This is a genomic window from Blastococcus litoris (genome assembly GCF_003075095.1).
GTDB classification, from domain to species: domain Bacteria; phylum Actinomycetota; class Actinomycetes; order Mycobacteriales; family Geodermatophilaceae; genus Blastococcus_B; species Blastococcus_B litoris.
On record NZ_QCZF01000005.1, the window covers coordinates 39,625 to 64,131 of the forward strand.

Consider the following 24,507-nt stretch of genomic DNA (forward strand, 5'->3'; position numbering starts at 1 on the left):
CGTGACCAGCCGGCCGGCCACACGGAGCACGGGGAGAGCGATGTCGGTCGTGCCGCAGCCTGCCGGGGTCACCGCGCCGAGGCCGGGACCGCGCCTCGGCCCGGAGGGGCACGACCCGCAGGAGACCGCACGGGTGCCGGTCACCGGCCGGCTGCGGCGGCTGCTGGTCTGGTACGGGTTGGCCAGCCTCGGCGTGTACCTGTCCCTCGGAGCGGTGAACAGCGTCCTGCTGCCCCTGCAGGTCGAGGCGCTCGACCCCGCCCAGAAGGCCGCGAACCTCGGTCTGGTCAGCGCCGTCGGGGCGGTGGGCGGCATGCTCGCGCAGCCCATCGCCGGCCTGCTGTCGGACCGGACGCGCACCCGGTGGGGACGGCGGGCGCCGTGGATCCTCACCGGGGCGCTCGGCGCCGCCGCCTCGATGGTGGTCCTCGGCGGGACGAGCGGGCTGGCCGGGATTGCCGCGGTGTACCTGCTGGTGATGGTCTCGCTGAACCTCTACTTCTGCCCCAAGTCGGCGGTGATGCCCGACCGCGTGCCGCGCGGGGTCCGGGGCCTCTTCTCCGCCGCCGGCGGGCTCGGCGTCCTCGTCGGGATCACCGGCGGCATGGGGCTGGGTGCGGTCCTGTCCGGGACGCCGGGCGTCGGGTACGGCGTGCTCGCGGTGCTGGTCGTGCTGGCCGGTGGCGGGTTCGTCCTGTTCAACCCCGACCACGACAACCGCGACGAGCCGCGCGAGCCCGTGCAGTGGTCGGCCTTCGTCCGCACCTTCTGGGTCAGCCCGCGGGCGCACCCCGACTTCGCGTTCGGGTTCCTCGGCCGGCTGCTGACCATGACCGGCTTCTACGTCACGACGACGTTCCAGGTCTACCTGCTGCAGGACTACGTCGGCCTCGGCGACGACGCCGTCGACGTGCTGCCGCTGATCTCCGTCGTCTCCCTGCTCGCCACCCTCACCAGCACGCTGATCGGCGGACCGCTGAGCGACCGCATGGGCCGCCGGAAGCCGGTCGCCGTCGTCGCCGGCCTGCTCATCGCCCTGGGCCTCGTCGCGCCCTGGGCGATGCCCACCATCCCCGGGGTGCTGGTCTTCGCCGTCCTCGCAGGGCTGGGCTTCGGCTCCTACCTGGCCGTCGACCAGGCGCTGCTCTCGGAGGTCCTGCCCACCACGGAGGACAACGGCCGCTACCTCGGCGTCCTCAACATCGCCGTCACGCTGCCGCAGGCGCTGGCGCCGGCGATCGCCGGGCTGATCGTCAGCACCCTCGGCTACGCCGCACTGTTCCCGATCGCGATGGTCGTCGCCACGGCCGGTGCGCTGGCCGTCCTCCCCATCCGCTCGGTCCGCTGACCTGGTAGAACGCCTGCGCGGGTGGGGCCGGGAAGTTTTCTCGCGCGAGCTGTCGATCCTGGTCCCGGGCGCGTGTCGTAGGGATGTGGGCCCGAATCCGCGGGCCGCGGACCCGAGGGGACGAGATGACGAAGTACATGATCCTGATCTACGAGGACGAGGCGTCCTACGCCACGGCGACGCCGGAGGTCATGGGCGAGGTGATGCAGGCGCACGACGAGTTCTCGGCCGGCGTGGAGAAGTTCGGCGCCACGCTGCTCGGCGGAGAGGCCCTCGAGCCGACGCCCACCGCCACCAGCGTGCGCGGCGGGTCGGAGGTGACCGACGGCCCGTTCGTCGAGACCAAGGAGGCGCTGGGGGGCTACTACGTGATCGACGCCCCCGACCTCGACACCGCGCTCGCCGTCGCCCGGACGTGCCCGGCCCGCTTCGGCGGCGTCGAGGTCCGGCCGGTGATGACGTTCGACTGAGCCGGCGGACCGACGCGCCATGACCGTCGCGGACAGCTCCGCCGTCGCCGCCGCGGTCGCCGACGCGCACCGTCGCGAGTGGGCCTTCGTGCTCGCCGCGACGGTGCGCGTCACGCGCGACCTCGACGTGGCGGAGGAGTGCGTGCAGGACGCCTTCGCCACGGCGCTCGGCGACTGGCGCGCGCACGGGATCCCGGTGCGGCCGGGTGCCTGGCTGACCACCGCGGCCAGGCGGCGGGCGCTCAACGTCGTCCGCCACCGCGGCGTGGAGCACCGCTACCTGCCGCTGCTGGTCGAGGACGACGTCGTGCCGGGCCCCGACGACCTGGTGGCCGATGCCGACGAGGCGCCCATCCCGGACGACCGGCTGCGCCTGGTCGTGACCTGCTGCCACCCCGCGCTGGACCGGCCGGCGCAGGTGGCGCTCACCCTGCGGCTGATGTGCGGCCTGTCCACGGCCGAGGTGGCCCGCGCGTTCCTGGTCAGCGAACCGACCATGGCCGCCCGGATCACCCGCGCCAAGAAGAAGATCGCCGTCGCGCGCATCCCGTACCGGGTGCCGCCCGCGGCGGAGCTGCCCGAGCGGGTGGACGCCGTCCTCTCCGTGGTGCACCTGCTGTTCACCACCGGCCACACCACGCCTGCCGGGGCCGAGCTGGTGCGGCGCGACCTCGTGGAGCGGTCGGTGGAGCTGGCGCGGATGCTGCGCCGGCTGCTGCCACGGGACGCGGCCGTCGCGGCCCTGCTCGCCCTCCTCCTGCTCACCGACGCCCGCCGCGAGACCCGCACCGACGGCGACGGCCGCCTCCTCCTGCTGGAGGAGCAGGACCGTTCCCGGTGGGACCGGGCGGCCATCCGCGAGGGCGTGGCGCTCGTCCAGGAGGCGCTGCGCGACCGGCCCCCGTCGCGGTACGCCCTGCAGGCGGCCATCGCGGCGGTCCACGCCGAGTCACCCACGTGGGACGACACGGACTGGGGCGAGATCCTCGCCCTCTACGAGCTGCTGACGACGCTGTGGCCCTCCCCGGTCGTGGCGCTCAACCGGGCGGTGGCCGTCGGGTTCGCCCGCGGCGCGGCAGCGGGGCTCGCCGCACTGGACGCCCTGACCGACGAGCCCCAGCTCGCCGGCTACGGCTACCTGTCAGCCGCCCGGGCGGACTTCCTCCGCCGGCTCGGCCGCGTGGCGGAGGCCCGGCTGGCCTACGGCGAGGCGCTGGCGCTGACCGGGAACGCCGTCGAGCGCGAGTTCCTCGCCGGGCGACTGCGCGCCCTGGGACCCGAGCGGTCCTGAGCCGGCCCGCGAGCGCGGGCGCCCGAGCTCCGTGCGCAGCTCGAGCAGCGCGTGCAGGAACGCTTCCGAGAACGTCGGGAACGGCTGGATGACGTCGTCGAGGACGTCGAGGGGCACCCGGGCCCGGATGGCGAGGGTCGCCTGCTGCAGCCACTCGCCGGCCTCGGGGCCGAGGCCGTACGCACCGGTGAGCCGCTCGCCGTCGGACACCAGCGTCAGGAACCCCGGCTCGGTGGCGTAGCTGCGCGTGTAGGTGGCGGTGCGGGCGACGCCGGAGAGCGGGACGGTGACCACGACCGGCCCCTCCGCGTCGCCGACCGCCGCCGCCTCCGGGTCGGTGAACATCACGCGCGGGACCGCGGAGTAGTCCGCGTGGCGCGGCCGGCCGAGGATGTTCGACGCCGCGATGCGGGCCTGGTACTTGCCCACGTGGGTGAGCGGGAACGGCGTCATCACGTCGCCGACCGCCCACAGCCCGCTGCCCGCGTTCATGCGCGAGTCGACGCGCAGCTGCTCGATGCCGAGGGTCTCCAGCCCGACGTCGCCCACCCGGGGGCGCCGGCCGGTCGCGACCAGCAGCCGGTCGCCGCGCAGCGGCTCCCGCCCGGCGAACTCGAGCACGTACTCGTCGCCGTCCAGGCGCGCCCTCGACGCCATCTCGCCGAGCACCAGGCCGATGCCCTCGGCGGCGAAGGCGGTGCCGAGGGCATCGCCCAGCGGCCGCGGTTCGCGGGGCAGCAGGTGGTCCATGCCCTCGACGACCGTCGCCGTGCCACCCAACCGCGTGACGGCCTGGGCCATCTCCACGCCGACAGCACCGCCGCCGAGGACGATCAGGTGGCGCGGGACCGCGGACATGCTCGTCGTCTCCCGGCTGCCCCACACCCCGGGCAGCTCCCGCAGCCCGGGGACCGGCGGCACGAACGGCTCCGAACCGGTGGCCAGGACGACGTGGGCGGCCGTGTGCACCTCGTCGCCGACCGCCACGCGGCCGGGGCCGGCCAGCCGGCCGTGCCCGCGGATCACGTCGATGCCCTCGCCGGCCGCCCAGGCGGCCGCCCCGGAGTCGTCGTAGCCCGACACCATGAAGTCGCGCCAGGCCAGCACCGCGGCCACGTCGATCTCCCCGGTCACCGCCTGCGCGGCGCCCGGCGCCCGCCGCGCGGCCGCCAGCGCCTGGCCGGGCCGCAGCAGCGTCTTCGACGGGATGCAGGCCCAGTACGAGCACTCGCCGCCGACCCGCTCGCGCTCGACGATGGCGACCCGCAGGCCGCCCTCGGCCAGCCGTGCGGCGCAGTGCTCGCCGGGAGCGCCGCCGCCCAGGACGATGGCGTCGTAGTTCATGGCCGCTCCTGTCGGTGCCGCACGCGGTGGGGGACGACCCCGACCGTCGCGTCCCACCGAGGACCGTCGCGCCCGTGGAAGTCCCTGGTGTGGACCGGCCCGGGCGGAGTCGCGGACCAGGGGGTTCCACGGGCGCGACCGCCGGCAGCACGCGGGAGGGTCGGGACCGCGCCCGACCCGCCGCTCCGAGGAGGCAGCCGTGGATCTCTCCCGCCTCGCCGTTCCGCGCCCCGGGAGCTGACCGTGTTCCGCCGGCTGCACATGCCGTCGCTGGACGGGGCCACCGCGTGGCTGAACTCCGAACCGCTCACCCCCGAGGCCCTGCGCGGCCGGGTGGTGCTGGTCAACTTCTGGACGCTGACCTGCATCAACTGGCTCCGGCAGGAGCCGTGGGTCAGGTCGTGGGCGCGGGCCTACCGGGACGACGGGCTGGTCGTCCTCGGCGTGCACACCCCGGAGTTCTCCTTCGAGCACGACGTCGAGGGCGTGCGCCGGGCCGTCCGCGACCGGGACATCGACTACCCGGTCGCCGTCGACGACGGCTACGAGATCTGGAACGCCTTCACCAACCACTACTGGCCGGCCCTCTACTTCGTCGACCGCGAGGGGCTCGTCCGCGACAGCCAGTTCGGCGAGGGCCGCTACGAGGAGTCCGAGCGCGTGCTCCAGCGGCTGCTCGGCGTGGACCGGGAGCCGCTCCGCGTCGAGGGGACCGGGGTGGAGGCGGCCGCCGACTGGGCGAACCTGCGCACGCCCGAGACCTACCTCGGGTACGCGCGCGGTGAGCAGTTCGCCTCGCCCGGAGGAGCCGCCGTCGACCGCAGCCAGGGATACCAGCTGCCCGGACGCCTGCGGACCGGTCAGTGGGCGCTGGACGGGCGGTGGACGGTCGGCCGCGAGGCCGTCGTCCTGGACGAGGCCGGCGGCAGCCTCGCCTGGCGCTTCTCCGCCCGCGACGCGCACCTCGTCCAGTCGGGCGGGGGAGGGGAGCCCGTGCCGTTCCGCGTCCTCCTCGACGGCGAGGCACCCGGCGCCGACCACGGCGTCGACGTCGACCCCGAGGGCGACGGCGTGCTCCGCGAGGGGCGGATGTACCAGCTCGTCCGCCAGCGGGACGGCGTGCGGGAGCGGACCGTCGAGGTCACCTTCGCCGCGCCGGGCGCCGGGGCCTACTGCCTCACCTTCGGCTAGCCGCTCACACCAGCTGCTGGCCGCCGTCGACGTCGAAGGTCGCACCGGTCAGCGCGTCGTTGGTCATCACGTGCAGCGCGAGGGCGGCGACGTCCTCGGGCTGGACGACGCGACGCACCGGCAGGGTGGCCCGCAGCTCCGCGCGGCGCGCCTCGAGGCCGTCGCCGAGCAACCGCGCCGACAGCGGCGTGTCCACGAAGCCGGCGGCGATCAGGTTGACGCGCACCGGGGCCACCTCCAGTGCCAGGTTCGCCACCAGCGCCGGCATCGCCGCCGTGAGCGCACCGATCAGGCTCAGCCCCACCCCGCGGCGACGGCCGCCGGTACCGCCCACGAACAGCAGCGTGCCGCCGGGCCGGACGGTGCCGACGGCCGCGCGCGCGACCCGCATCGGCAGCCACAGGTGCGCGTCGACGTCGCGCTGCCCCTGGTCGAAGTCGAACTCGGCCAGGGGCGCGTAGTAGGGCCCGCCGCCGGTGACCAGCACGTGGTCCACCGGGCCGGGCAGGTCGCGGAAGAACGCCTCGAGGAGGACGGGGTCGGTCGCATCGAAGGCGGCCGTGGCCAGCGGCGCCAGCTCGTCGGCGGCGGCGCGCAGGCGGCCGGGGTCCCGTCCGGTGAGGACGACGTCGGCTCCGGCCGCCCGCGCGGCCCGGGCGGTGGCCAGGCCGATGCCCGCGGTGCCGCCGAGCACGACGACGGTCGTGCCCTTCAGCGGCTGGGCGGTCACGGCCGCGCCGTCCCGGTCAGCGTCGGGCCGTCGACCGGGAGGGCGCAGCTGTGCACGCGGGGTGGGACGGGCATCGGCGGCAGCGGGGCGGGCCGGTCGGAGACGAACACCGCGGTGACCGCCGCGGCGGCCAGGGTCAGCCCGCACATCACGAGCATCGCGGGCCGGTAGCCGTCGGCCAGCGCGGGCCCGAGCTCCCCGGAGCCGACGCCCACCAGGACCGGCACCAGTGCGACCAGCAGGAGCGCGCCGACCCGGGACGCGGCGTCGTTCACGGCCGAGGCCTCGCCGAGGTCCTCGTCGCTCACGGCGGCGAGGACGCCGGCGGTGAGGGGCGCGACGGTGAGCCCGAGGCCCAGGCCCCACAGGAGTGCGCCCGGCAGGACCGCCGCGACGTACCCGTCGCCGGCCTCGACGGCGGAGAGCGCGAAGAAGGCCCCGGCCATGAACAGGATCCCGACGACCATCAGGCGCCGGGGACCGAACCGGCCGACCAGCCCGCCGACGACGGGGGAGACGAGCAGGAACACCACCGACTCGGGGATGAGGATCGCCCCGGCCGCCGTCGCGCTGTAGCCCAGTTGCAGCTGGACCTGCAGCACGAGCAGGTACCCCCCGGCGGCGAGGGCGCCGTAGAGCAGGAGCGTCGTGACGTTGATGGCGTCGAACTGCCGGGAGGCGAACAGCGACAGACGCAGCATCGGGCTCTCCTGACGCCGCTCGACCGGCACCAGCGCGACCAGGCAGAGCACGCCGACGACGCCCGGCAGGAGGACGCGGACGCTGAGCCACCCGGCGGCCGGTCCGGCCATCAGCGCGTAGATCGCCCCGCCGAGGCCGGCCACCGACAGGACGGCCCCGGCCACGTCCAGGGAGAGCGGGCGCCGGTCGCTGTGGACGTCGGGCACGTGGCGCAGCACCGCCAGCGCGCCGAGCACCAGCGGCACGTTGAGCAGGAACAGGTAGCGCCAGGAGGTGACGTCGACGAGCCAGCCCCCGGCGTACGGGCCCAGCGTCATGCCGATGGTGGCCAGCCCGGCCCAGACGCCGATGCCGCGAGCGCGCTCGGCCACCCGCAGCGTGCCGTTGAGCAGGGCGAGGCTGCTCGGCACCACCAGGGCCGCGCCCGCGCCCTGCACCAGGCGGGCACCGATCAGGGTGCCGGTCGTCGGGGCGACCGCGCACAGCACCGAGGCGACGAGCATGACCAGCAGGCCCGCGACGAGGACCCGGCGGCGCCCGAAGTGGTCGATGACCGCGCCGGCCGGCAGCAGGAGCGCCGCCGCGGTGAGCAGGTAGGCGGCCACGACCCACTGGACACCGGCGACGCCCGCGCCCAGGCTGCGACCGATCGCCGGCACCGCGACGTTGACCACGGAGGCGTCCAGGAAGGCCACCATCGACGCGAGCACCGTGCCGGCGATCAGCGCGACGCCGGGCCGGCTCCGCAGGGTCACCAGGGAGTCGGTGCCGGCGCCGCGAGCCGCGGCCGGGGCGGTCCGCCGGGGGCGCACGAGGTTCATGGACAACCCACCTCCGGGCGGATCGCGAGCGGGCGGCCGTGGCGGGCGGCGCGGGGCCGCCCGGCCGGGCTCAGCGGGGGGCGCCCTCGACGACGAGGGTCGCGTCGGCGACGGCCTGCAGATCGCTGCGGCCGTGCTGGCGGGCGACGATGTAGCCCGCGTACCAGTCCGACCAGTGGTGCGGCGGCGCGGTCGCCTCGTACGCGCCGTGGTGCTCCTCGGCCTCCCGCAGCAGGGCGGTCAGCGTGGCGACGTCCATCATGGTCGTGGTCCTCTCGGGTCGGTCTGGCCGCCGGCCGGCTCAGCGGCCGGGCAGCCGGGTGGTGAGCTCCTGGAGCACGAAGGTGTTGCCGTCCGGGTCGTCGAACGTGGCGTAGGAGGCGTAGCTGCGGCGTTCGGGATCGGGACCGGGCGCGTGCGTCGCGGGGTCCGCGCGCACGGCGAGACCGCCGCCGGCGTCGTGGTAGATCTCGCTGACCTGCGCCCCGTGGTCGAGGAGCTCCGCGCGTGCGGCCTCGATGTCGGTGACCGCCAGGAACATGCCGGCGATCGAGCCGGGCGGGGCCGGCGGCAGCCCGACGCCGAAGTGGATCGAGCAGGTGGAGCCGGGAGGCGTCATCTGGACGATGTGGAACCCCTCGTCGACCAGGAAGTCGGCGTCCTCCCGCCAGCCCAGGCCCTTGTAGAACTGCTTCGAGCGGTCCACGTCGGTCACGGGCACGACGACGGCCTCGAGTTTCATGTCCACGGTGCGCTCCTCGTCCTGTCGGGGGTCTCTGGTACCGGGATGCCGGTCCGACGAGCCTCGCGCGGCCCTCCGGCGCCTCGCCCCAGGGGAAGTCCCTGGTCTGCCTCCCGGGCCCACCCGCCCGTCGCCGACGGTGGGGAACCAGGGGGACCGACGGGCGCGAGGGCGGCGGCGGACCGTGCAGGGTCGTCGCACCGGGCGTCGAGGGCCCGGGCAGCGCGGCGAGGCCGGAGAGGTGGGCCATGCGTTCCGACATCACGCCCGGCGGCGTCTTCCCCGACTACCGGCTGCCCGACCACACCGGCACCGACCGCACGTTGAGCGAGTTGCAGGGACGGGATCCGATGGTGCTCACGCTCGCCCGCGGGCACTACTGCCCCGAGGAGCACCAGCAGCACCTGCAGCTGGCGGCGCTGCAGCCCGTGCTCGCCGTCGCCTGCACGCAGGTCGTAACCATCACGACCGACGAGCGGCGCACCCTCCAGGAGTTCCGGGCGTCGGTCGGCGCCCGGTGGACGTTCCTGTCCGATCCCGGCCGCATCGTCCAGCGCGACCTCGACATCCAGGAGTACACCGACCCCCGGAACGACCCGATGATCCCGCACACCCTGGTGCTCGAGCCGGGGCTGGTCGTCCACACGGTCTACAACGGCTACTGGTTCTGGGGCCGCCCCTCGATCGCCGACCTCTGGCACGACCTGCGGACGGCGTCGGCGGGGAGCCGGCCGGACTGGGACCTCGGCACGCCCGGCCTGCGTGAGGCGTGGGACGCCGGCGAGTGGCCGTCCTTCCCCGGCTGGGACCGCCGTTCCCGGGACGCCGTCCCGGCGGGGTGACGGTGCGCGCCGCGTCAGGCCGAGGTGCGGGCGAGGGCCGCGACGAGCTCGCGCCGCGAGCTGACGCCGAGCTTGGTGAACACCTTGCGCAGGTGCCACTCCACCGTGCGGGGGCTGAGGAACAGCTGCGTGCCGATCTCCGGGTTGGTCAGCCGCTCGCCGGCGAGCCGGGCGATCTGGGCCTCCTGGGCCGTCAGGTCGTCCAGCGTGGCGACGACGCGTCTGCGGGCCGTCGCGCCGGTGGCGGTGAGCTCCTGCCGGGCCCGTTCGGCGAAGGCCTCCATGCCGATGTCGACGAACGCGCGGTGGGCCGCGCGCAGCTGCTCGCGGGCGTCGGTCCGGCGGCCCTCGCGCCGCAGCCACTCGCCGTAGAGCAGCCGGGTCCGGGCGAGGGCGACCTGGACGCGGGTGCGGGCCAGCCGGTCGACCGATTCCCGGAAGAGGGCCTCGACCTCGTCGTGCCCGGCGAGCAGGGCCCGGCACCGGGCCTCGACGCCCAGTGCCCAGTCGCTGCCGCTCGCCCGGGCGAACCCCGCGAAGTGCGCCGCCGGACCGGTGGCCCGCTCGGGGTGGCCGCTGCGGACGGCCGCCTCGACGACCTCGGGCCACACCCAGGTCCAGAGCTCGAGCCCCTCGGCGTGCCGGGCTGCACCCTCCGCCGCCTCGAGGGCCTCCCCGTACCGGCCCAGGCCGATCAGCAGCACGGCCATGGTCCAGTCGGCCGAGATCAGCCAGAGCCCCTCCCCGCGGCGCAGGACGTCGGCGCGGCCGGCCTCGATCAGCGCCCGGGCCTCGGCCTCGCGCCCGCGCCAGGTCGCCAGCGAGACCGAGCCGTACGGGGTCACGCGGCTGCCGATCGCCTCCGTGACCGCGGCCGCCTCGCCCGCCAGCGCGGTGGCGGCGGAGAGGTTGCCGGCGAACAGTTGCATGCTGAATCGCTCGGTCAGCGCCGTCGGCAGCAGGGACAGTGCGCCGGTGCGGCGGGCGACCTGCACCTGGCGCTCCGAGAGCACGTCCCAGCTCGCGTCGTCGAAGAGCGCGCGGGCGGTGCGGCAGGCCAGCCACAGCCAGCGCAGCGCGTCCTCCTCGTCGATCTCGTCGTCCCGGAAGGCGGCGAGGGCACCGTGCAGGACGGGGACACCGGCGGCGTAGCCCTCGGTGACGAGGAGCGCCAGCCCGTCGAGGAGCAGCCCGCACGGACGCGGCAACCCGGCGGCGTCGGCTCCCCACCCGGCGGCGAGGAAGGCGGTGGCGACGTCGCGCAGGTCCGCGGCGTGGGCCTCCCGTCCGGCGGCGACCGCGGCGGTGAAGGCATCGAGGTAGGTCGCCCGCGCGAGCGTGGTGTCCAGCGGCTCGAGCCGCCGGGCGGCCGAGAGGAGCAGCCCGGGGGCGTCCCGGCCGTGGGTGGCGGCGAACGTGATCTGGGCGTGCAGCAGGTCGGCCCGTGCCTCGTCCAGCTCGTCCAGCGGCCCGGACCGGGCCGTGGTGAGCAGCTCCAGCGCCCGCTCCGGCGCCCCCGCGAGGTTCTTGCCGTGCGCCGCGGCCAGGGCGCGCCGTGCCCGGCGCGCAGGATCCGGGGTCAGCGCCACGGCCCGCTCGAGGAACGCCGCCGCGGCCGCCTGCCCGCCCCGGGCGCGGGCCCGCGCCGCCGAGCGCTCGAGCTCCTCGGCCACCTCCTCGTCGAGGCCCGCGGTCGCCTGCGCCCGGTGCCAGGCGCGGCGGTCGGGATCGGTGCCGGGGTCGATCGTCGCGGCCAGGGCACCGTGGGCAGCTCGTCGACGGTCCGGGGACGCGGCCCGGTAGACCGCCGACCGCACGAGCGGGTGCCGGAACCGCACGCTCGTGCCGATCTCGACGAGGCCCGCCCCGGTCGCCGGTGCCTCGGCCCCCGCGTCGATGCCGAGCCGCTCGGCGGCGCGCCAGACCAGCACCGGGTCCCCGACCGGGTCCGCCGCGGCGATGAGCAGGAGCTCACGCGTGTCGGCCGGCAGGGGCTCGAGCCGCCGGCGGAAGCTGTCCTCGATGCGCCCCGCCAGCGGCGCCGCCTCGGGCAGGCCGAACCCGCCGGCGAGGTCGGCCGGCGTGTGCCCCTGCGGCAGCTCCAGCAGCGCGAGCGGGTTGCCGTGGCTCTCGGCGACGATGCGGTCGCGGACGCGGGGGTCGAGGGCCCCGGTCACGGCCGACTCCAGCAGCGCGGTGGCGTCGCCGGTGCTCAGCCCCCGGACGACGAGCTCGGGCAGGCCCAGGAGGAGCGGTTCCCGGTCGGAGGGCCGCACGGCGAACACCACGGCCACCGGCTCCGCGGCCAGGCGTCGGGCGACGAACTCCAGCGTCTGCGCCGAGGCCTGGTCCAGCCACTGGACGTCGTCCACCACGCAGACCAGCGGTCGCTCCTCGGCCACCTCCGAGAGCAGCGTGAGCACCGCCAGGCCGACCAGGAAGCGGTCGGGGGCGGAGCCCGAGCGCAGGCCGAAGGCGGTGCCGAGCGCCTCCTGCTGCGGGCCGGGGAGCGTGGGGAGCCGGTCCAGGAACGGCCCGCAGAGCTGGTGCAGACCGGCGAAGGCCAGCTCCATCTCCGACTCCACACCGGCGGCGCGGCCGATCCGGCACCCGGTCGCGCGCAGCAGCAGGAAGTCCAGCAGCGCCGTCTTGCCGATCCCCGCCTCTCCGCGCAGCACGAGGACCTGGCTGCGCCCGGCCTTGGCGGCGCCCACGAGGCGGCTCAGGGCCTCGCACTCGTCCCGGCGCCCGAGCAGACCGGGCCAGGAACTGGTACTCCGCATGCCGCGCACCGCCAGGGCTGGGGGAAGGGCAGGGTGGCCGGACCGGCGGCACGCGCGGGTACGCGGGACGCCGACGGGAGTGAGAGTCCCTCTCGCGACCGCCCGGCGGAACCGGCCCGGCTCCCCGGCCGGGGCGAGCCGCCCCTGTGGCGGGTCGCCGTCACGCTGTGTCGCCACGCCATGGGCCGTACGCTCGGGCCGCGCCGACGCGGTCCCGTCCGACCCGCCGGCGGGCTGTGAGGTGCCATGCGGGGGACGTCGGGGCGCGCCCGGTCGCGCGAGCAGCGCACCGCCCGCATCGAGCAGGTCGCCCTCGAGCTCTTCCGCAGCCGCGGGTTCGACCGGGTGACGGTCGAGGACGTCTGCGCCGAGGCGGGCGTCGGCCCGGCGACCTTCTACCGGCACTTCGGCACCAAGGAGGGGGTCGTCTTCTCCTACCGGGATGCCTTCACCGCGGCGCTCCGGGCGTCGATCGAGGCGGCCGCCGGTGCCCCGGCGCCGGCCCGCCTCGGTGCGGTCCTGGGCCGGTTCGCCGGCTTCCTCGAGACGCAGCGCGAGCTGCTCGCCGTCCGCGACGAGATCGTCCTGGGGAACGAGCGGCTCCTGCACCGGACGCTGGTCGTGCAGCGCGACATGGAGGCGCAGCTGGCCGAGGGCCTGGCCGCCCTGCGCGGGGTGCCGCCGTCCGACGCCCTCGTGCGGCTCGAAGCGGGGCTCGGCGTCCTCGTGCTCCGTACTGCCGTCCGGTCGTGGCGGGCGGGGGAGGAGGACGCGCTCCCGGCCGCCGTGGACCGCGCCCTGGCGGACGTGCGCGGCCTGCTCGCACCCCCACCGCGGGTGACCGGTCCCGGGGACACCCTCCGGAGCTGACGCGGACGCGTCCGGAGGGGTGTCGGATCGGTCGGCAGCGGAGGAGCCTGCCCGCATGACCGGCACGACACCTCGCCGCCGTCCCTCCCTCCGTCTCCCGCGGCCGCGGCGTGCGGCCGAGGGCCGGGACGGTGAGGTCGACCCGGCAGGCGGTGCCGGGCGCCCACCGCGGGTGGTGGTCGTCGGCGGCGGCTTCGCCGGCTTCTACGCGCTGCGCTCGCTGCAGCGGCACCTGCCGCGGGGACGTGCCGAGCTGCTCCTGGTGAACCCCAACGACTACTTCCTCTACAGCCCGCTGCTGCCCGAGGTCGCCACCGGCGTGGTCGAGGCCCGGCACATCGCCGTGTCGCTGCGCCGGCCCCTCCGGCGGGTGCGGCTGGTGCTCGGTCGCGTGCAGGACGTGGACCTCCCTGAGCGGACGATCACCGTGCGCCGCGGCGACCTGGAGCAGCGGTTCGGGTGGGACCACCTCGTCCTGACCCCCGGGTCGATCACCCGCCAGTTCGAGATCCCCGGCGTCCCCGAGCACGCCCGCGGGCTCAAGACCCTGGTGGAGGCGGTCTACCTGCGCGACCACCTGCTCGAGCAGCTCGACCTCGCCGACGCCCAGCCCGACACCACCGAGGGGCGGGCGGCGCGGGCGGCCATGCTCACCGTCGTCGCCGTCGGTGCCGGCTACACCGGGACGGAGTTCGTCGCGCAGGCGCACCGCTGGCTGACCCGCATCGAGCGCCGCTGGGACCACACCCGTGCCCGCGACGTCCGCTGGGTGCTGGTCGACGTCGCCCCGGCCGTGCTGCCGGAACTCGGCCCCCAGCTGGGGGACCACGCCCTGGGCGTGCTCCGGCGCAGGGGCGTCGACGTCCGCCTGAACACGAGCGTCCGCTCGGCCGACGACAGCGGCGTCGTCCTCACCGACGGGACCTCGATCGCCACCCGCACCCTGGTGTGGGGCGCCGGTGTCGTGGCCAGCCCCCTCGTCGGCGGTCTCGGCCTGCCGACGCGGCGGGGCCGCCTGGTCACCGACCCGGACCTCTCGGTGCCCGGGGTCGAGGGGCTGTGGGCGGCAGGGGACGCCGCCGCCGTCCCCGACCTGGCCGCCGGCCCGGGTGACGACGGCGAGCTGCCCGACACCCAGCCGACGGCGCAGCACGCGCAGCGGCAGGGCACAGCGGTGGGACGCAACATCGCCGCCGCCCTGGGGTTCGGCACGGCACGCGAGTACCGGCACCGCGACCTGGGGCTGGTCGCGGACCTCGGCGGCTTCGACGCGGTGGCCAGGCCGCTGGGCATCCGCCTGACCGGGCCCGTCGCGAAGCTGGTCACCCGCGGGTACCACCTGCTGGTCCTGCCGTCGGTGTCCAACCGCGTCCGGGTGGCGCTCGACTGGGCGTTCCAGACCCTGCTCCCGCCCGACGAGACGCAGCTGTCGGTGGTCCGCGAGGAGGACGCCCGCCTGGCCAGCGCGCAGGCCACGGCCATCTACGGCCCGGGGGAGGAGCGGCGATCGGCGGTGTGACCGGACCTCCCGGTGGCGGCCCGGCGGCGGGGCCCTACCGTGGTGGGGGCCATGCCGAACACTTCCCACGGCCGTCCCCCCGGGACCGCAGGCTCCCCGCCCGCGGACCGGGACGACGACGCCTCGCCGGCCGCCCCCGCCATCCCGTCCTTCGCCTCGCTGCGGGCACCGCGCCGGCGCACGGCCGTCGACGTCCTGCTGCCCGAGGCGCCACCGGCCCAGCCGGAGCCGACGCCGGCGGCGGGGCCGCGGCCGGCCGAGTACGCCGACCTCTGGCTGCTCGGCGTGCGCACCGCGCGCGTGTTCGCCGGCCTCCCGTGGCGGGTGGCCTCCTGGTCGGTGCGCGCACCCGCCGCCTGCGTCGGGCGGCTGCTCGGCCGCCCGCAGCAGAGCTAGGCGGCGCTCCTGCCGCGCTGGCCGGCGGCCACCCTGGTCGCCGACCGCCACGGGACCGCGTGCGCGCCGATGCGGTCATGGATGCGGTCGAGGTAGCCCCGGGCGGCAGGGGCCGACGGGGCGGGCAGCTCCGGGCTGCTGCCCGGCTCGGCCAGCAGCTGCGCGCGGCGACGCTCGAGCTCGGCCACCTCGGCCTGCAGCACGGCGCGCCGTGCGGCGGCCTCGCGGTCGAGGCGCTCCCGGGTGGCCGCGGCCTCGGCGTCCGCGCGCCGCCGCTCCTCCCGGCCGGTGCCCAGCATGCGCACGACCTCGTCACGGGCGCGCAGCCGGGCGGCGAGGGCCTCCTCGGTCGCCCGCTCGCGGATCCGCGCCGCCTCCGCGATGGCGCGGGCCTGCACGGCGCGGGCGTCGGCCAGGTGCGCGGCCGCCGCGCCGCGGACGTCGCGCCCGGTCTGCTCGGCCTCGGCCAGCGTCCGGTCGGCCTCGGCGATCCGGTCGGCCACCTCCGTCTCCGCGTCGGCCAGCAGCTGCTGCGCCTCGGTGCGCGCGTGGGCGAGCGCTCGGCGGGCGTCGGCGGTCAGGACCTCCGCCTGGGCGCGCACGACGGACCGGTGGTTCTCCGCCTCGGCCCGGATGTTCTCGGCCTCGTCGGCCGCGCCGGCGAGCAGGCCCCCGATCCGGCGGGAGACCTGCACGAGCCGGCCGCCGGCGGGGGAGTGGGACAGCAGCTCCCGCGCCTCCTCGAGCGCCGCCTGCGTGCTGACCTGACGGGCCAGCAGGTGCTCGCGCTCGCGGTCGGCGGCGACGAGCTCGTCCTCGGCCCACCGCACGTAGGTGTCGACCTGGAACCGGTCGTAACCGGCCAGGACGCGTCGGAACATCGGCCCGACCTGCAGGACCGTGGGCAGGTCGCCGGAGACGTTCGGGCGCGCCCGCTCCGGGCGCGCGGCACCCAGGACGGCGTGCGGCCCCCCATCGGTGCGTGCGGCCCCGTCGTCGGTGCGCAGCTCGGTGCTCATCCCACCTGCCTCCCCTCGCAGTTCGGTCCGAGGTTCGGGAACGCTACGGCCCCGGATCGCCTCCGCGCCCCCGCGGACCGGGCGGCATCACCCGGAGGGGCGGTGCCCGCGCCCCGATCCGGTAGCGCGGGCGCCGGCCCTCGCTCTGCGTGACCTCGCTCACCCGGGTGAGGACTCCCGTGCAGCGGGTGTGGCCGCGCCCGCGGCAGCGCACCCTCGTCCCATGGCGCCCGTCCCGACCTCGCCCGCACCGGGGAGCATGACCGTCCCGCCGCTGTTCGGCTGGGAGACCATCCTCGTCGTGCTGGTCGCCGTCGTGCTGGTCGCCGTCGCCTTCCTGCTGCTCGGCGCGGCGCGGGCCAGCGGCAGCGAGCGGTCGGAGTTCCAGGCCTGGCTCGACGGCCGGTCCGGCACCCGCGCGGGCGACACGTCCGACGCCCGGCGTGACTGACGCCTCAGACGCTTTGTGCCCCAACGATTGGTGCACCAGCTAACCTGGGGTGCATGAGCACCACGACCGCTCCACCCGTCGACGCGGAGGACGTGCTCGCGCTCGACCGGCAGGTCTGCTTCGCCCTGTCCGTGGCCGCGCGCAACGTCGTCGCCGTCTACCGGCCGGTCCTCGAGCCGCTGGGGCTGACCCACCCGCAGTACCTGGTGATGCTGGCGCTGTGGCAGCACGGGTCGCTGTCGGTCAAGCGGCTCTCCGGCCTGCTGCAGCTCGACCCGGGCACGCTCTCACCGCTGCTCAAGCGGCTGGAGTCGGCCGGCCTGCTGCGGCGGGAGCGCGACGCCGGTGACCAGCGCAACCTGGCGCTCTCGCTGACCGAGAAGGGGCAGGCGCTGCGGGCGGAGGCTGAACGCATCCCGGCCGGCATCGTGGAGCGGCTGGGCATGCCGGTCGACGAGCTCGTGACCCTGCACGCCGCGCTCACCGGGGTGATCGCCGCGTCCCAGCGGGCGCTGGCGGAGAGCGAGGGGAGCGGTCGTGGCGAGCGCTGACGTGGCGGCCCCGGTCGTCCGGCCCGCTCCGCACCGGTGGCTCTGGTACGCCTTCGGGGGCGCGCTCCCCGCGCGGCACCGCGGCTGGGTGCTGCACGACACCACGACGCGCACCTGGTGGCTGCGCCACGTCGTCCGCACGCTCGTGCAGCTCGCCGTCCCGATCGTCCTGCTGCTGGTGCTCCTCCCCGCCGGGTGGGGGCTGAAGCTGGCGTGCGCCGGCGGCGGTCTCGCGCTGGCGCTGTTCTACTCGTCGGCCTACATGCCCGAGGCGGTGGAGAACCGGGTCGTGAAGGCCGGCTACCCGGCCGGCACCGCCACCCGGCACCGCGACGCCGCCGGGCTGGTGCGCCAGCAGGCGGAGAGCGAGCGCAAGCGCGCGGCCGCCGCGAGGCGGGCGGCCCGGTACCGGGAGCGCCTCGGGCGCTGAGGCCGGGTCAGCCCACCGCGGCCGCGGCCCGTGCCGGGTCCATCCGCCGTGCCCGGGCGATGATCCGGCGGCAGCGCAGCTCCAGCAGCACGACGGCGACGCCGAAGAGCCGGAACTGCCTGTTCGTCGTCTGGCCGGTCCAGTACCGCTGGTAGACCTGCTGGGCGATCACGGCGACCCGGAACAGGCCGAACACCTCGTACCAGGCCCACTCCCGCCGCGTGACGCCCCGGCCGCTGCGCGCGCAGTAGTGGGCGACGACCTGCTCGCGGGTCATCATCCCCGGCAGGTGGGTGGGCTGGCGCCGGAACGCCTGCATCAGCCTGCCGTCGTCGGCCTGCAACCAGTAGCCGAGCGATCCGGCCAGGTCCACTAGCGGATCGCCCACGGTGGCCAGCTCCCAGTCGAGCAGGCCGATCGGCCGCGTGGGGTCGGCCGGGTCGAGGACGACGTTGTCGAAGCGGAAGTCGTTGTGCACCAGCGTGTGCGGGCGGTCCTCCGGCTGGTTCTCGTCCAGCCAGCGCATGACGCGCTCGAAGCTGCCGACGTTCCAGGTGCGCGCCCGGCGGTAGCGCTCGCTCCACCCCTCGACCTGGCGGCGCACGTAGCCCGGGCCCTTGCCGAGGTCGGCCAGCCCGGACGCCTCGACGTCGACGGCGTGCAGCTCCACGAGCAGGTCGACGACGTTGCGGCACAGGGCGGCGACCTCGTCGCGGGACAGCTGCACGCCGCGGGGCAGCTCCTTGCGGGGGATCGGCCCCTCGATCCGCCGCATGACGTAGAAGGGCGTGCCGACGACCGACACGTCCTCGCAGAGCGCGACGGTCCGCGGCACGTAGGGGAGCACCCGCCCCAGCGCCGTCTGGATGCGGTGCTCCCGCGCCATGTCGTGGGCGCCCTTGTGGTGCGTGCCCCGGGGCGGGCGGCGGAGGATCAGGTCGTCGTCCGGGTAGCGCAGCAGGTAGGTCAGGTTCGAGACGCCGCCGGAGAACTGCTGCACCCCGGGCACGGCGGTGAGGTCGACGCCGGCCGCCTCGCGGTCGGCGTGCGCGGCGAGCCACGCGGCGACCGCGGCGACGTCGAACGCGTCCTCGGTCCGGACGTCCCTGGCGTCCGGCGAGGTCACGTCAGCTTCCGGACGGCGGACAGCGGCAGCACCCGCATGAGGAACCCGATCGGCACCCACGGCCACGCCGGCACGTACGCCGTCGCCCGGCGGGCCTCGATGGCGGCGACCATGCTGCGCACCCCGGTCGGGGTGTCGACCATGAACCGGGTCCTCTGCTGCACGTGCTCGTTCATCTCCGAGCGGATGTAGCCCGGGTAGATCACCGACACGTCCAGACCCGGGATCCGTTCGGAGCGCAGCCCCTCGGCGATCGAGGCGACGCCGGCCTTGGTGGCGGCGTAGACGGTCATCGACTTCCGCATGCCGCGCAGCGCCGACATCGAGGAGATCAGCACCAGGTGCCCGCGCTGCTGGCGGCGGAAGATCTCCAGCGCCGCCTCGCACTGCGCGAGCGCGCCGACGAAGTTGGTCATCGCCGTCTCGCGGTTGGCGTCGGCGCGGCCGGTGCCCAGCGGGGCGCCCTTGCCGAGGCCGGCGTTGACCACGACCCGGTCGACGGTGCCGAACGCCTCGGCGAAGCGGGCGAAGACGGCGGGGACGGCGTCGGCGTCGGTGACGTCGAGCGCCGCGGTCGCCACCCGCCGTCCCGTCGCCGTCCGGATCTCCTCGGCGAGGGCGTCGAGCCGGTCGGTGCGCCGGGCGCAGAGCGCGAGGTCGTGGCCGAGCGCGGCGAACTGGCGGGCCATCTCCGCGCCGAGGCCGGAGCTGGCCCCCGTGATCAGGACGGTGCTCACGCCGCGCCCCCGTCCAGCTCGGCGCGGTGGATGCGCGCGCCCATGCCGCGCATCTGCCGGTCGTAGAGCGGCCGCGCCAGCCGCTTGCTCCAGTAGGCGATCCGTGCGTTGCGGTCGGGGAGCACCAGGAACCGCTTGGCGTCCACCGCGCTCACCACACGGTCGGCGATCTCGTCGGCGCCGAGCTTCGAGCGCTCGATGAGGCGGGTGGCCACCTGGTCCATCAGGGGGTCGTCCCCGCGGAGGGAGGCGGCCAGGTTGGTGCGGAAGAAGGTCGGGCAGACGACGGAGACGTCGACGCCCCACGGCCCCAGCTCCCAGCGCAGGCTCTCCGAGAGGGCGACGACGGCGGCCTTGCCGGCGTCGTAGGAGGTCATCGCCGGCGGGTGCACCAGGCCGGCCGCCGAGGCGACGTTCACCAGGTGGCCCGAGCCCTGCTCCTTGAACAGCGGCACGAACGTGCGGCAACCGGTGACCGCCCCGAGCACGTTGACGTCGAGGACGCGCCGCCAGTGGTCGGCGCCGAGCCGGTCGATCCGCCCGCCGGCGGCGATGCCGGCGTTGTTGACCAGCACGTCGAGGCCGCCGAACTCCGAACGGACCCGCTCCAGCGCCGCCACCCAGTCCGCTTCCGACGTGATGTCGAGCCGCTGGTAGGACGCGCCGGCCGGGACGTCCGCCGTCCCGGCCAGGTCACCGACGAGCACGCGGTCACCCCGGGCGGCGTACCGGGCGGCCAGCGCGGCACCGAGCCCGGAGGCGCCGCCGGTGACCAGCACGCGCCGGGTCATCGCGGGGCCACGGGCGAGGAGGAGCGGCAGGAGATCATGCGGGCACGCTACGGAAGAGCCGCAGGTCGGCGGCGGGTGGCTCCGGCGGCCGGTCAGCCGACGCGGCGGTAGGTGATCGCGAGGTCGGGATCCCAGATGACTCCGTCGCGCGACAGCTCGCCCTGCCCGGCGATCGTCGTGCCGTCCGGGCCGAGGGTGCCGGTGAACCTCTGGGCGAACCCAGGAGTGGCGTTCCGGTAGCGCCAGGTGCCGGGGGCGACGTCGACCTCGAAGACGCGGTGCACGCCCCGGACGTCGAAGTAGTGCATGGCCGGCGCCCCGTCGAGGGTGCCGATGACGGCGAGCGCGTCCGGGATCGCGTCGTGCTCGACGTGCGTGCGCAGGACCAGCAACTGCTGGTCCTCCAGCCACTCGAACGTGGCCCGTCCGTGGATGACCTCGCCGGGCAGGCCCGGGTGGGTCGCCTCCGTCGTCCACTCCCCGAGCAGCCACCGCCACGGGTGGGACGGCTGGTCCGGTGGCTGCACGGCGTCCTCCTCGATGCGGCGGGGAGCTGCTAGCACAGCCTCGCCCACGGGTCCTCCCGCCGCCAGACGGTCGGGAGGTGCAGGCCGACTCCCTGGTCGGCCGCCAGCCGGCCGAGCACCCGCAGGGTCACGTCGAGGTCGTCGCCGGCGTAGGGCAGCGCACGCAACGGCTCGTCGAGGGGGCGGAAGAAGTCGTCCCAGTGCACGAGGACGACGTCCCGCGCACCGACCGCCTCGACGGTGTGCCGCCAGTACTCGCGGATGTAGGCCTCGTCCAGGACGCCGAGCTGGCCCACGCCGAGGTAGGCGATGTCGGCGGTCCGGCCCTCGAGGGCGCCGGCGACGAACCCGGCGCTGCCCTGCACGAGCGCGGTGCGGCCGCCGGCGTGGCCGACCAGCAGGGACCACGCCTCCCCGCACCGGTAGGCGCCGGCCCGCACGGGCGGGACCGGGGGCGCGGTGATCTCCCCGGGGTAGCGGTCCGGCGGGCAGTGGTCGGACACCAGCGGGGTGACCGTGAAGCTACCGAGGGCGATCGGCTCGCCGGGTGCGGCGACCACGATCCGGTCGGCGGGGAGACCGGCGCCGCGGGCCAGGTTGGCCGCCGAGCGCCCGCCGACCACGTCCGCGCCGGTGCGCTGCGCCACGGCGGCGGAGTCCAGGGCGTGGTCGTAGTGGGTGTGCACCGGCAGCACGGCGCGCAGCCGGCCGCCCAGGTCCAGCCGGGCCAGGGCGGCGTCGATCCGGGCGTCGTCGGGCGCCACCTTCCCGAGCCCCACCCGCAGCAGCGAGGGCCGGGAGAAGAAGCCGTCGGTCAGCAGCGCGTGCTCGCCGTCGTCGAACAGCAGGCTGGAGACGCCCAGGAACGTCACGCCGAAGGCTCCGGTCGCCGCCGGGACGTCGAAGAGCCCCGCGTGCGGACGAAGGTCGGGGCGGCCGGGCCTCAGCCGCACGGGACCTCCGCGAGGATCTGCCGTACGTGCGCCAGGGCCGTGGCGAGCTCGCCGAAGCTCGTGCTCAGCGGGGAGAGGCCGACGCGCAGGCCGCGCGGCTGCCGGAAGTCGGGGATGACGCCCCGCCGCCACAGCTCCTCGACCACGGTCTTCATCGCGTCGTGCTCCAGGGTGACGTGACCGCCGCGGGTGGCGGCGTCCCGCGGCGAGGCGACGACGACGCCCAGCGGCGCCAGGACCCGGTCGGCGACGGTGATCGCGTACTCGGTGAGCGCCACGGACTTCGCCCGGACGGCGGGCATCCCGGCCCGCTCGACCAGCGTCAGCATGTCCTCGACCGGGATCATCGACAGGATCGGCGGCGTCCCGCTCAGGAAGCGCCGGATGCCGGTCGCCGGGACGTAGTCCGGGCCCATCGCGAAGGGCTCCGCGTGCCCCATCCACCCGGTGATGGGCTGCACCAGCTCGTCCTGGAGGCGGCGGGCGACGTAGCCGAAGGCAGGGCCGCCGGGGCCGCCGTTGAGGAACTTGTAGCTGCAGCCGACGGCCAGGTCGACGTCCGCCGCGTCGAGCGCCGTCTCCACGACGCCGGCCGAGTGGGACAGGTCCCAGAGGACGAGCGCGCCGGCGCCGTGGGCTGCGGCGGTGATCGCGGACAGGTCGGCGACGTAGGCGGACTTGTAGGCGACGTGGCTGAGCAGCACCAGCGCCGTCCGGTCGGAGAGCACCGCGGCCACCTCGGCGGGCTGCACGCCGGTGGCCGGGTCCGGCTCGATCCAGCGGATCGTCCGGCCGGTCTCCGCGGCCACCGACGCCAGGACGAAGCGGTCGGTGGGGAAGTTCTCGGTGTCGGCCACGATCTCGGTGCGCTCGGGCCGGGCGTCGACGGCGGCCCGGACGAGCTTGTAGAGCAGCACCGTGGTCGAGTCGCCCACGACCGTCTGGCCCGGGGCGGCGCCGAGCACGACCCGCCCGATGAGGTCGCCCACGGCGGTCGGGCGGTCCAGCCACCGCTCGTCCCAGGCGCGGATCAGCCGCTCGCCCCACTCGTCGTCGACGAACCGGGCGAGCCGCTCGCCCGTGACCCGCAGCGGCCGGCCGAGGGAGTTGCCGTCGAGGTAGGCGAGCACGCCGTCGGGCAGCACGAACTCCGACCGGTACCCGGCCAGCGGGTCGCGCGCGTCGAGCTCGGCGGCGAGGTCGACCAGCTCCTCGGGGAGGCGGGGCTCAGGCACCGATCCACGTCCGCACGGTGTACAGCTCGGGGAAGAAGGTGAGGTCCAGTGCCCGCCTGAGGAAGTCCACGCCCGAGCTGCCGCCGGTACCGGTCCGGAAGCCGATCGTGCGCTGCACGGTCCGCAGGTGCCGGAAGCGCCACAGCTGGACGGCGTCCTCGAGGTCGACGAGGTCCTCGCAGGCCGCGTACTCGGCCCAGTGCGTCGTGGTGTCCTCGTAGATCCGCTGGAACACCGGCAGCAGGGCGGCGTCCTCCACCCAGGCCTTCCGGACGTCGCGGTCGAGGACGGAGCGGGGGACGTCGTGCCCGTGGCGGGCGAGGAAGGCGAGGAAGGCGTCGTAGACGGTGGGGGAGTCGAGCAGCTCCGCGAGCATGCCGTGCGCCTCGGGCCGGGACTCGAAGACCTTCAGCATGCGGGCGTTCTTGTTGCCGAGGACGAACTCGACGGCCCGGTACTGCCAGGACTGGAAGCCCGACGCGTTGCCGAGCACGCCCCGGAACTCCGTGTACTCGCTGGGCGTGAGGGTCGCGAGGACCGACCACTGGTCGGTGATGGTGCGGAAGACGTGCTTGACCCGCGCCAGCCCCTTGCGCGCCCGCCGCACGTCGTCGGCGTCCAGGTAGGTGCGGACGGCGCGCAGCTCGTGCAGCGCCAGCTTCAGCCACAGCTCGGTCGTCTGGTGCGCGACGATGAACAGCGGCTCGTCGTGGTGGTCGCTGATCGGTTGCTGCGCCGACAGCAGGGCGTCCAGCGACAGGTAGCCGCCGTAGTCCATCCGCGCGGTGAAGTCCGTCTGCACGCCGTCCTCGATCGCGCGGACGCCGTCGTCGATCGCCATGCCGCCTCCCGGGTCCGGGCCCGACGCTACCGATCGGGTACACCTGGTCCGTGGTCGCCGCCGGATCGGAGGACAGATCGGTGCTGAGCCGGTCGGCGTCCGCTCCCGACGCCGTCGTCCCGTACGGCCCGGACGGCGACCAGGTCGCCGACGTCCGGTACGCCCGGGGGCCGGCTGCCCACCGGCCGGTGCTCGTCCTCCTGCACGGCGGCTTCTGGCGCCCGTCGTTCGACCGGCTGCACCTGCGGTCCACGACGGAGGCCCTCGCGGCGGCCGGCTGGACGACGGTGGCGCCGGAGTACCGGCGGGTCCCGGGGCGCCCGGACCGCACCGTGGCGGACGTCGCCGCCGCGGTGCGCGCCGTCGCGGGGCTGCCCGGGCTGGCCGGCCGGGCGGTCCTGCTCGCGGGGCACTCGGCCGGGGGCCACCTGGCCCTGCACGCGGCCGCCACCCTCGACGTGCCCGCCGGGGTACTGGCCCTCGCCCCGGTGGCCGACCTCCGCCTGGCGCAGGACCTCCGGCTGGACGGCGACGCGGTGACCGCCTTCCTCGGGGAGGACGCCGCCGCCCGCCCCGACCTCGACCCCGCGGCGCTGCCGTCCCCGGCCTGCGCGGTGCGGATCGTGCACGGCCGCGACGACGGCATCGTCCCGGTGGCGGTGAGCGGGTCCTACCTGCGGCGCCACCCCGCGGCCCGGCTCGACCGGGTCGACGGCGGGCACTTCGGGGTCATCGACCCGCTCAGCGGCGCCTGGCCCGCCGTGCTGGCGGCGCTCGCCGATCTCGGCGCCTGAACC

General features: G+C 75.9%; 25 protein-coding genes and 1 pseudogene. 12 read left to right on the top strand and 14 right to left on the bottom strand.

The features are described 5' to 3' along the window. Positions 1-40 precede the first annotated feature (40 nt). The 3 genes from DCS98_RS11900 (at position 41) to DCS98_RS23610 (ending at position 3,109) form a co-directional block, all read left to right on the top strand. Positions 41-1,348 carry an MFS transporter gene (locus DCS98_RS11900; RefSeq protein ID WP_116451604.1) on the top strand — a complete coding sequence of 436 codons (1,308 nt, stop codon included), beginning with the start codon at positions 41-43 and terminating at the stop codon, positions 1,346-1,348. A gap of 125 nt (positions 1,349-1,473) precedes the next feature. After that, positions 1,474-1,818 (top strand): YciI family protein, encoded by a 345-nt coding sequence (locus DCS98_RS11905; protein WP_116451605.1) that lies wholly within the window; start codon positions 1,474-1,476, stop codon positions 1,816-1,818. A gap of 19 nt (positions 1,819-1,837) precedes the next feature. Next, on the top strand, positions 1,838-3,109 hold the full coding sequence (locus DCS98_RS23610) for an RNA polymerase sigma factor (RefSeq protein WP_116451606.1): 1,272 nt from the start codon (positions 1,838-1,840) through the stop codon (positions 3,107-3,109). A 60-nt stretch (positions 3,110-3,169) separates the two neighbouring features. Here the strand turns inward: DCS98_RS23610 and DCS98_RS11915 are convergent. Continuing rightward, a pseudogene (locus tag DCS98_RS11915) lies at positions 3,170-4,453 on the bottom strand (dihydrolipoyl dehydrogenase family protein); the annotation flags it as partial. A gap of 243 nt (positions 4,454-4,696) precedes the next feature. Between DCS98_RS11915 and DCS98_RS11920 the strand changes: the two are divergent. Further along, the gene (locus DCS98_RS11920; protein WP_241037732.1) at positions 4,697-5,644 is read left to right on the top strand and encodes a redoxin domain-containing protein; all 948 of its coding nucleotides are present in this window, start codon (positions 4,697-4,699) and stop codon (positions 5,642-5,644) included. A 4-nt stretch (positions 5,645-5,648) separates the two neighbouring features. On the opposite strand, the gene DCS98_RS11925 is transcribed toward DCS98_RS11920, so the two are convergent. The 4 genes from DCS98_RS11925 to DCS98_RS11935 all read right to left on the bottom strand — a co-directional run bounded on the left by DCS98_RS11925 (position 5,649) and on the right by DCS98_RS11935 (position 8,639). Beyond that, positions 5,649-6,374, bottom strand: coding sequence for an SDR family oxidoreductase (locus tag DCS98_RS11925; protein WP_206340220.1), 726 nt, complete (start codon positions 6,372-6,374; stop codon positions 5,649-5,651). After that, a complete protein-coding gene (locus DCS98_RS11930; protein WP_116451607.1) occupies positions 6,371-7,897 on the bottom strand; it encodes an MFS transporter in 1,527 nt (508 codons plus the stop codon). The genes DCS98_RS11925 and DCS98_RS11930 overlap by 4 nt, the downstream gene beginning before the upstream one ends. A gap of 70 nt (positions 7,898-7,967) precedes the next feature. Beyond that, on the bottom strand, positions 7,968-8,159 hold the full coding sequence (locus tag DCS98_RS23010; protein WP_206340221.1) for a hypothetical protein: 192 nt from the start codon (positions 8,157-8,159) through the stop codon (positions 7,968-7,970). A 39-nt stretch (positions 8,160-8,198) separates the two neighbouring features. Beyond that, the gene (locus tag DCS98_RS11935) at positions 8,199-8,639 is read right to left on the bottom strand and encodes a VOC family protein (protein ID WP_164704559.1); all 441 of its coding nucleotides are present in this window, start codon (positions 8,637-8,639) and stop codon (positions 8,199-8,201) included. 248 nt (positions 8,640-8,887) lie between these two features. Between DCS98_RS11935 and DCS98_RS11940 the strand changes: the two genes are divergently transcribed. Next, positions 8,888-9,481 carry a peroxiredoxin family protein gene (locus tag DCS98_RS11940; RefSeq protein WP_116451608.1) on the top strand — a complete coding sequence of 198 codons (594 nt, stop codon included), beginning with the start codon at positions 8,888-8,890 and terminating at the stop codon, positions 9,479-9,481. 14 nt (positions 9,482-9,495) lie between these two features. On the opposite strand, the gene DCS98_RS11945 is transcribed toward DCS98_RS11940, so the two are convergent. After that, positions 9,496-12,264 carry a helix-turn-helix transcriptional regulator gene (locus DCS98_RS11945; protein WP_116451609.1) on the bottom strand — a complete coding sequence of 923 codons (2,769 nt, stop codon included), beginning with the start codon at positions 12,262-12,264 and terminating at the stop codon, positions 9,496-9,498. A 246-nt stretch (positions 12,265-12,510) separates the two neighbouring features. On the opposite strand from DCS98_RS11945, the gene DCS98_RS11950 reads away from it, so the two are divergent. Genes DCS98_RS11950 through DCS98_RS11960 form a run of 3 tightly spaced genes read left to right on the top strand, consistent with a single transcriptional unit; the run spans position 12,511 to position 15,049 of the window. Then, positions 12,511-13,134, top strand: coding sequence for a TetR/AcrR family transcriptional regulator (locus DCS98_RS11950; RefSeq protein WP_116451610.1), 624 nt, complete (start codon positions 12,511-12,513; stop codon positions 13,132-13,134). Positions 13,135-13,189: 55 nt separating this feature from the next. Beyond that, positions 13,190-14,653, top strand: a complete 1,464-nt coding sequence (locus DCS98_RS11955; RefSeq protein ID WP_116451611.1) for an NAD(P)/FAD-dependent oxidoreductase — start codon at positions 13,190-13,192, stop codon at positions 14,651-14,653. A gap of 51 nt (positions 14,654-14,704) precedes the next feature. After that, the gene (locus tag DCS98_RS11960; RefSeq protein ID WP_116451612.1) at positions 14,705-15,049 is read left to right on the top strand and encodes a hypothetical protein; all 345 of its coding nucleotides are present in this window, start codon (positions 14,705-14,707) and stop codon (positions 15,047-15,049) included. Here DCS98_RS11960 and DCS98_RS11965 read toward each other — a convergent pair. Next, a complete protein-coding gene (locus DCS98_RS11965; protein ID WP_116451613.1) occupies positions 15,046-16,068 on the bottom strand; it encodes a hypothetical protein in 1,023 nt (340 codons plus the stop codon). The genes DCS98_RS11960 and DCS98_RS11965 overlap by 4 nt on opposite strands. 223 nt (positions 16,069-16,291) lie before the next feature. Here DCS98_RS11965 and DCS98_RS11970 point away from each other — a divergent pair, with 223 nt between their 5' ends. From DCS98_RS11970 to DCS98_RS11980, 3 genes are read left to right on the top strand one after another with little or no spacing between them, the layout of a single operon-like run. Further along, positions 16,292-16,519 carry a hypothetical protein gene (locus DCS98_RS11970; RefSeq protein ID WP_116451614.1) on the top strand — a complete coding sequence of 76 codons (228 nt, stop codon included), beginning with the start codon at positions 16,292-16,294 and terminating at the stop codon, positions 16,517-16,519. A 53-nt stretch (positions 16,520-16,572) separates the two neighbouring features. Next, a complete protein-coding gene (locus DCS98_RS11975; protein ID WP_116451615.1) occupies positions 16,573-17,070 on the top strand; it encodes a MarR family winged helix-turn-helix transcriptional regulator in 498 nt (165 codons plus the stop codon). Next, positions 17,057-17,500 carry a DUF5313 family protein gene (locus DCS98_RS11980; protein WP_116451616.1) on the top strand — a complete coding sequence of 148 codons (444 nt, stop codon included), beginning with the start codon at positions 17,057-17,059 and terminating at the stop codon, positions 17,498-17,500. Before DCS98_RS11975 ends, DCS98_RS11980 begins: the two co-directional genes overlap by 14 nt. A gap of 7 nt (positions 17,501-17,507) precedes the next feature. Here the strand turns inward: DCS98_RS11980 and DCS98_RS23900 are convergent, their stop codons facing one another. From DCS98_RS23900 to DCS98_RS12015, 7 genes are all read right to left on the bottom strand, one after another. Further along, complete coding sequence (locus tag DCS98_RS23900; RefSeq protein ID WP_116451617.1) at positions 17,508-18,626, bottom strand: phosphotransferase family protein; 1,119 nt, start codon at positions 18,624-18,626, stop codon at positions 17,508-17,510. Further along, positions 18,623-19,363 (bottom strand): SDR family oxidoreductase, encoded by a 741-nt coding sequence (locus tag DCS98_RS11990; protein ID WP_241037735.1) that lies wholly within the window; start codon positions 19,361-19,363, stop codon positions 18,623-18,625. The genes DCS98_RS23900 and DCS98_RS11990 overlap by 4 nt, the downstream gene beginning before the upstream one ends. After that, on the bottom strand, positions 19,360-20,154 hold the full coding sequence (locus tag DCS98_RS11995; protein ID WP_116451618.1) for an SDR family NAD(P)-dependent oxidoreductase: 795 nt from the start codon (positions 20,152-20,154) through the stop codon (positions 19,360-19,362). Before DCS98_RS11995 ends, DCS98_RS11990 begins: the two co-directional genes overlap by 4 nt. Before the next feature lie 92 nt (positions 20,155-20,246). Beyond that, positions 20,247-20,729 (bottom strand): hypothetical protein, encoded by a 483-nt coding sequence (locus DCS98_RS12000; protein WP_116451619.1) that lies wholly within the window; start codon positions 20,727-20,729, stop codon positions 20,247-20,249. Continuing rightward, positions 20,711-21,634, bottom strand: coding sequence for an MBL fold metallo-hydrolase (locus tag DCS98_RS12005; RefSeq protein ID WP_116451620.1), 924 nt, complete (start codon positions 21,632-21,634; stop codon positions 20,711-20,713). Before DCS98_RS12005 ends, DCS98_RS12000 begins: the two co-directional genes overlap by 19 nt. After that, positions 21,625-22,869, bottom strand: a complete 1,245-nt coding sequence (locus DCS98_RS12010; RefSeq protein ID WP_116451621.1) for a kynureninase — start codon at positions 22,867-22,869, stop codon at positions 21,625-21,627. The genes DCS98_RS12005 and DCS98_RS12010 overlap by 10 nt, the downstream gene beginning before the upstream one ends. Further along, complete coding sequence (locus DCS98_RS12015; RefSeq protein ID WP_116451622.1) at positions 22,862-23,710, bottom strand: tryptophan 2,3-dioxygenase; 849 nt, start codon at positions 23,708-23,710, stop codon at positions 22,862-22,864. The genes DCS98_RS12010 and DCS98_RS12015 overlap by 8 nt, the downstream gene beginning before the upstream one ends. 80 nt (positions 23,711-23,790) lie before the next feature. On the opposite strand from DCS98_RS12015, the gene DCS98_RS12020 reads away from it, so the two are divergent. Then, on the top strand, positions 23,791-24,504 hold the full coding sequence (locus DCS98_RS12020) for an alpha/beta fold hydrolase (RefSeq protein WP_206340223.1): 714 nt from the start codon (positions 23,791-23,793) through the stop codon (positions 24,502-24,504). Positions 24,505-24,507: the final 3 nt, after the last annotated feature.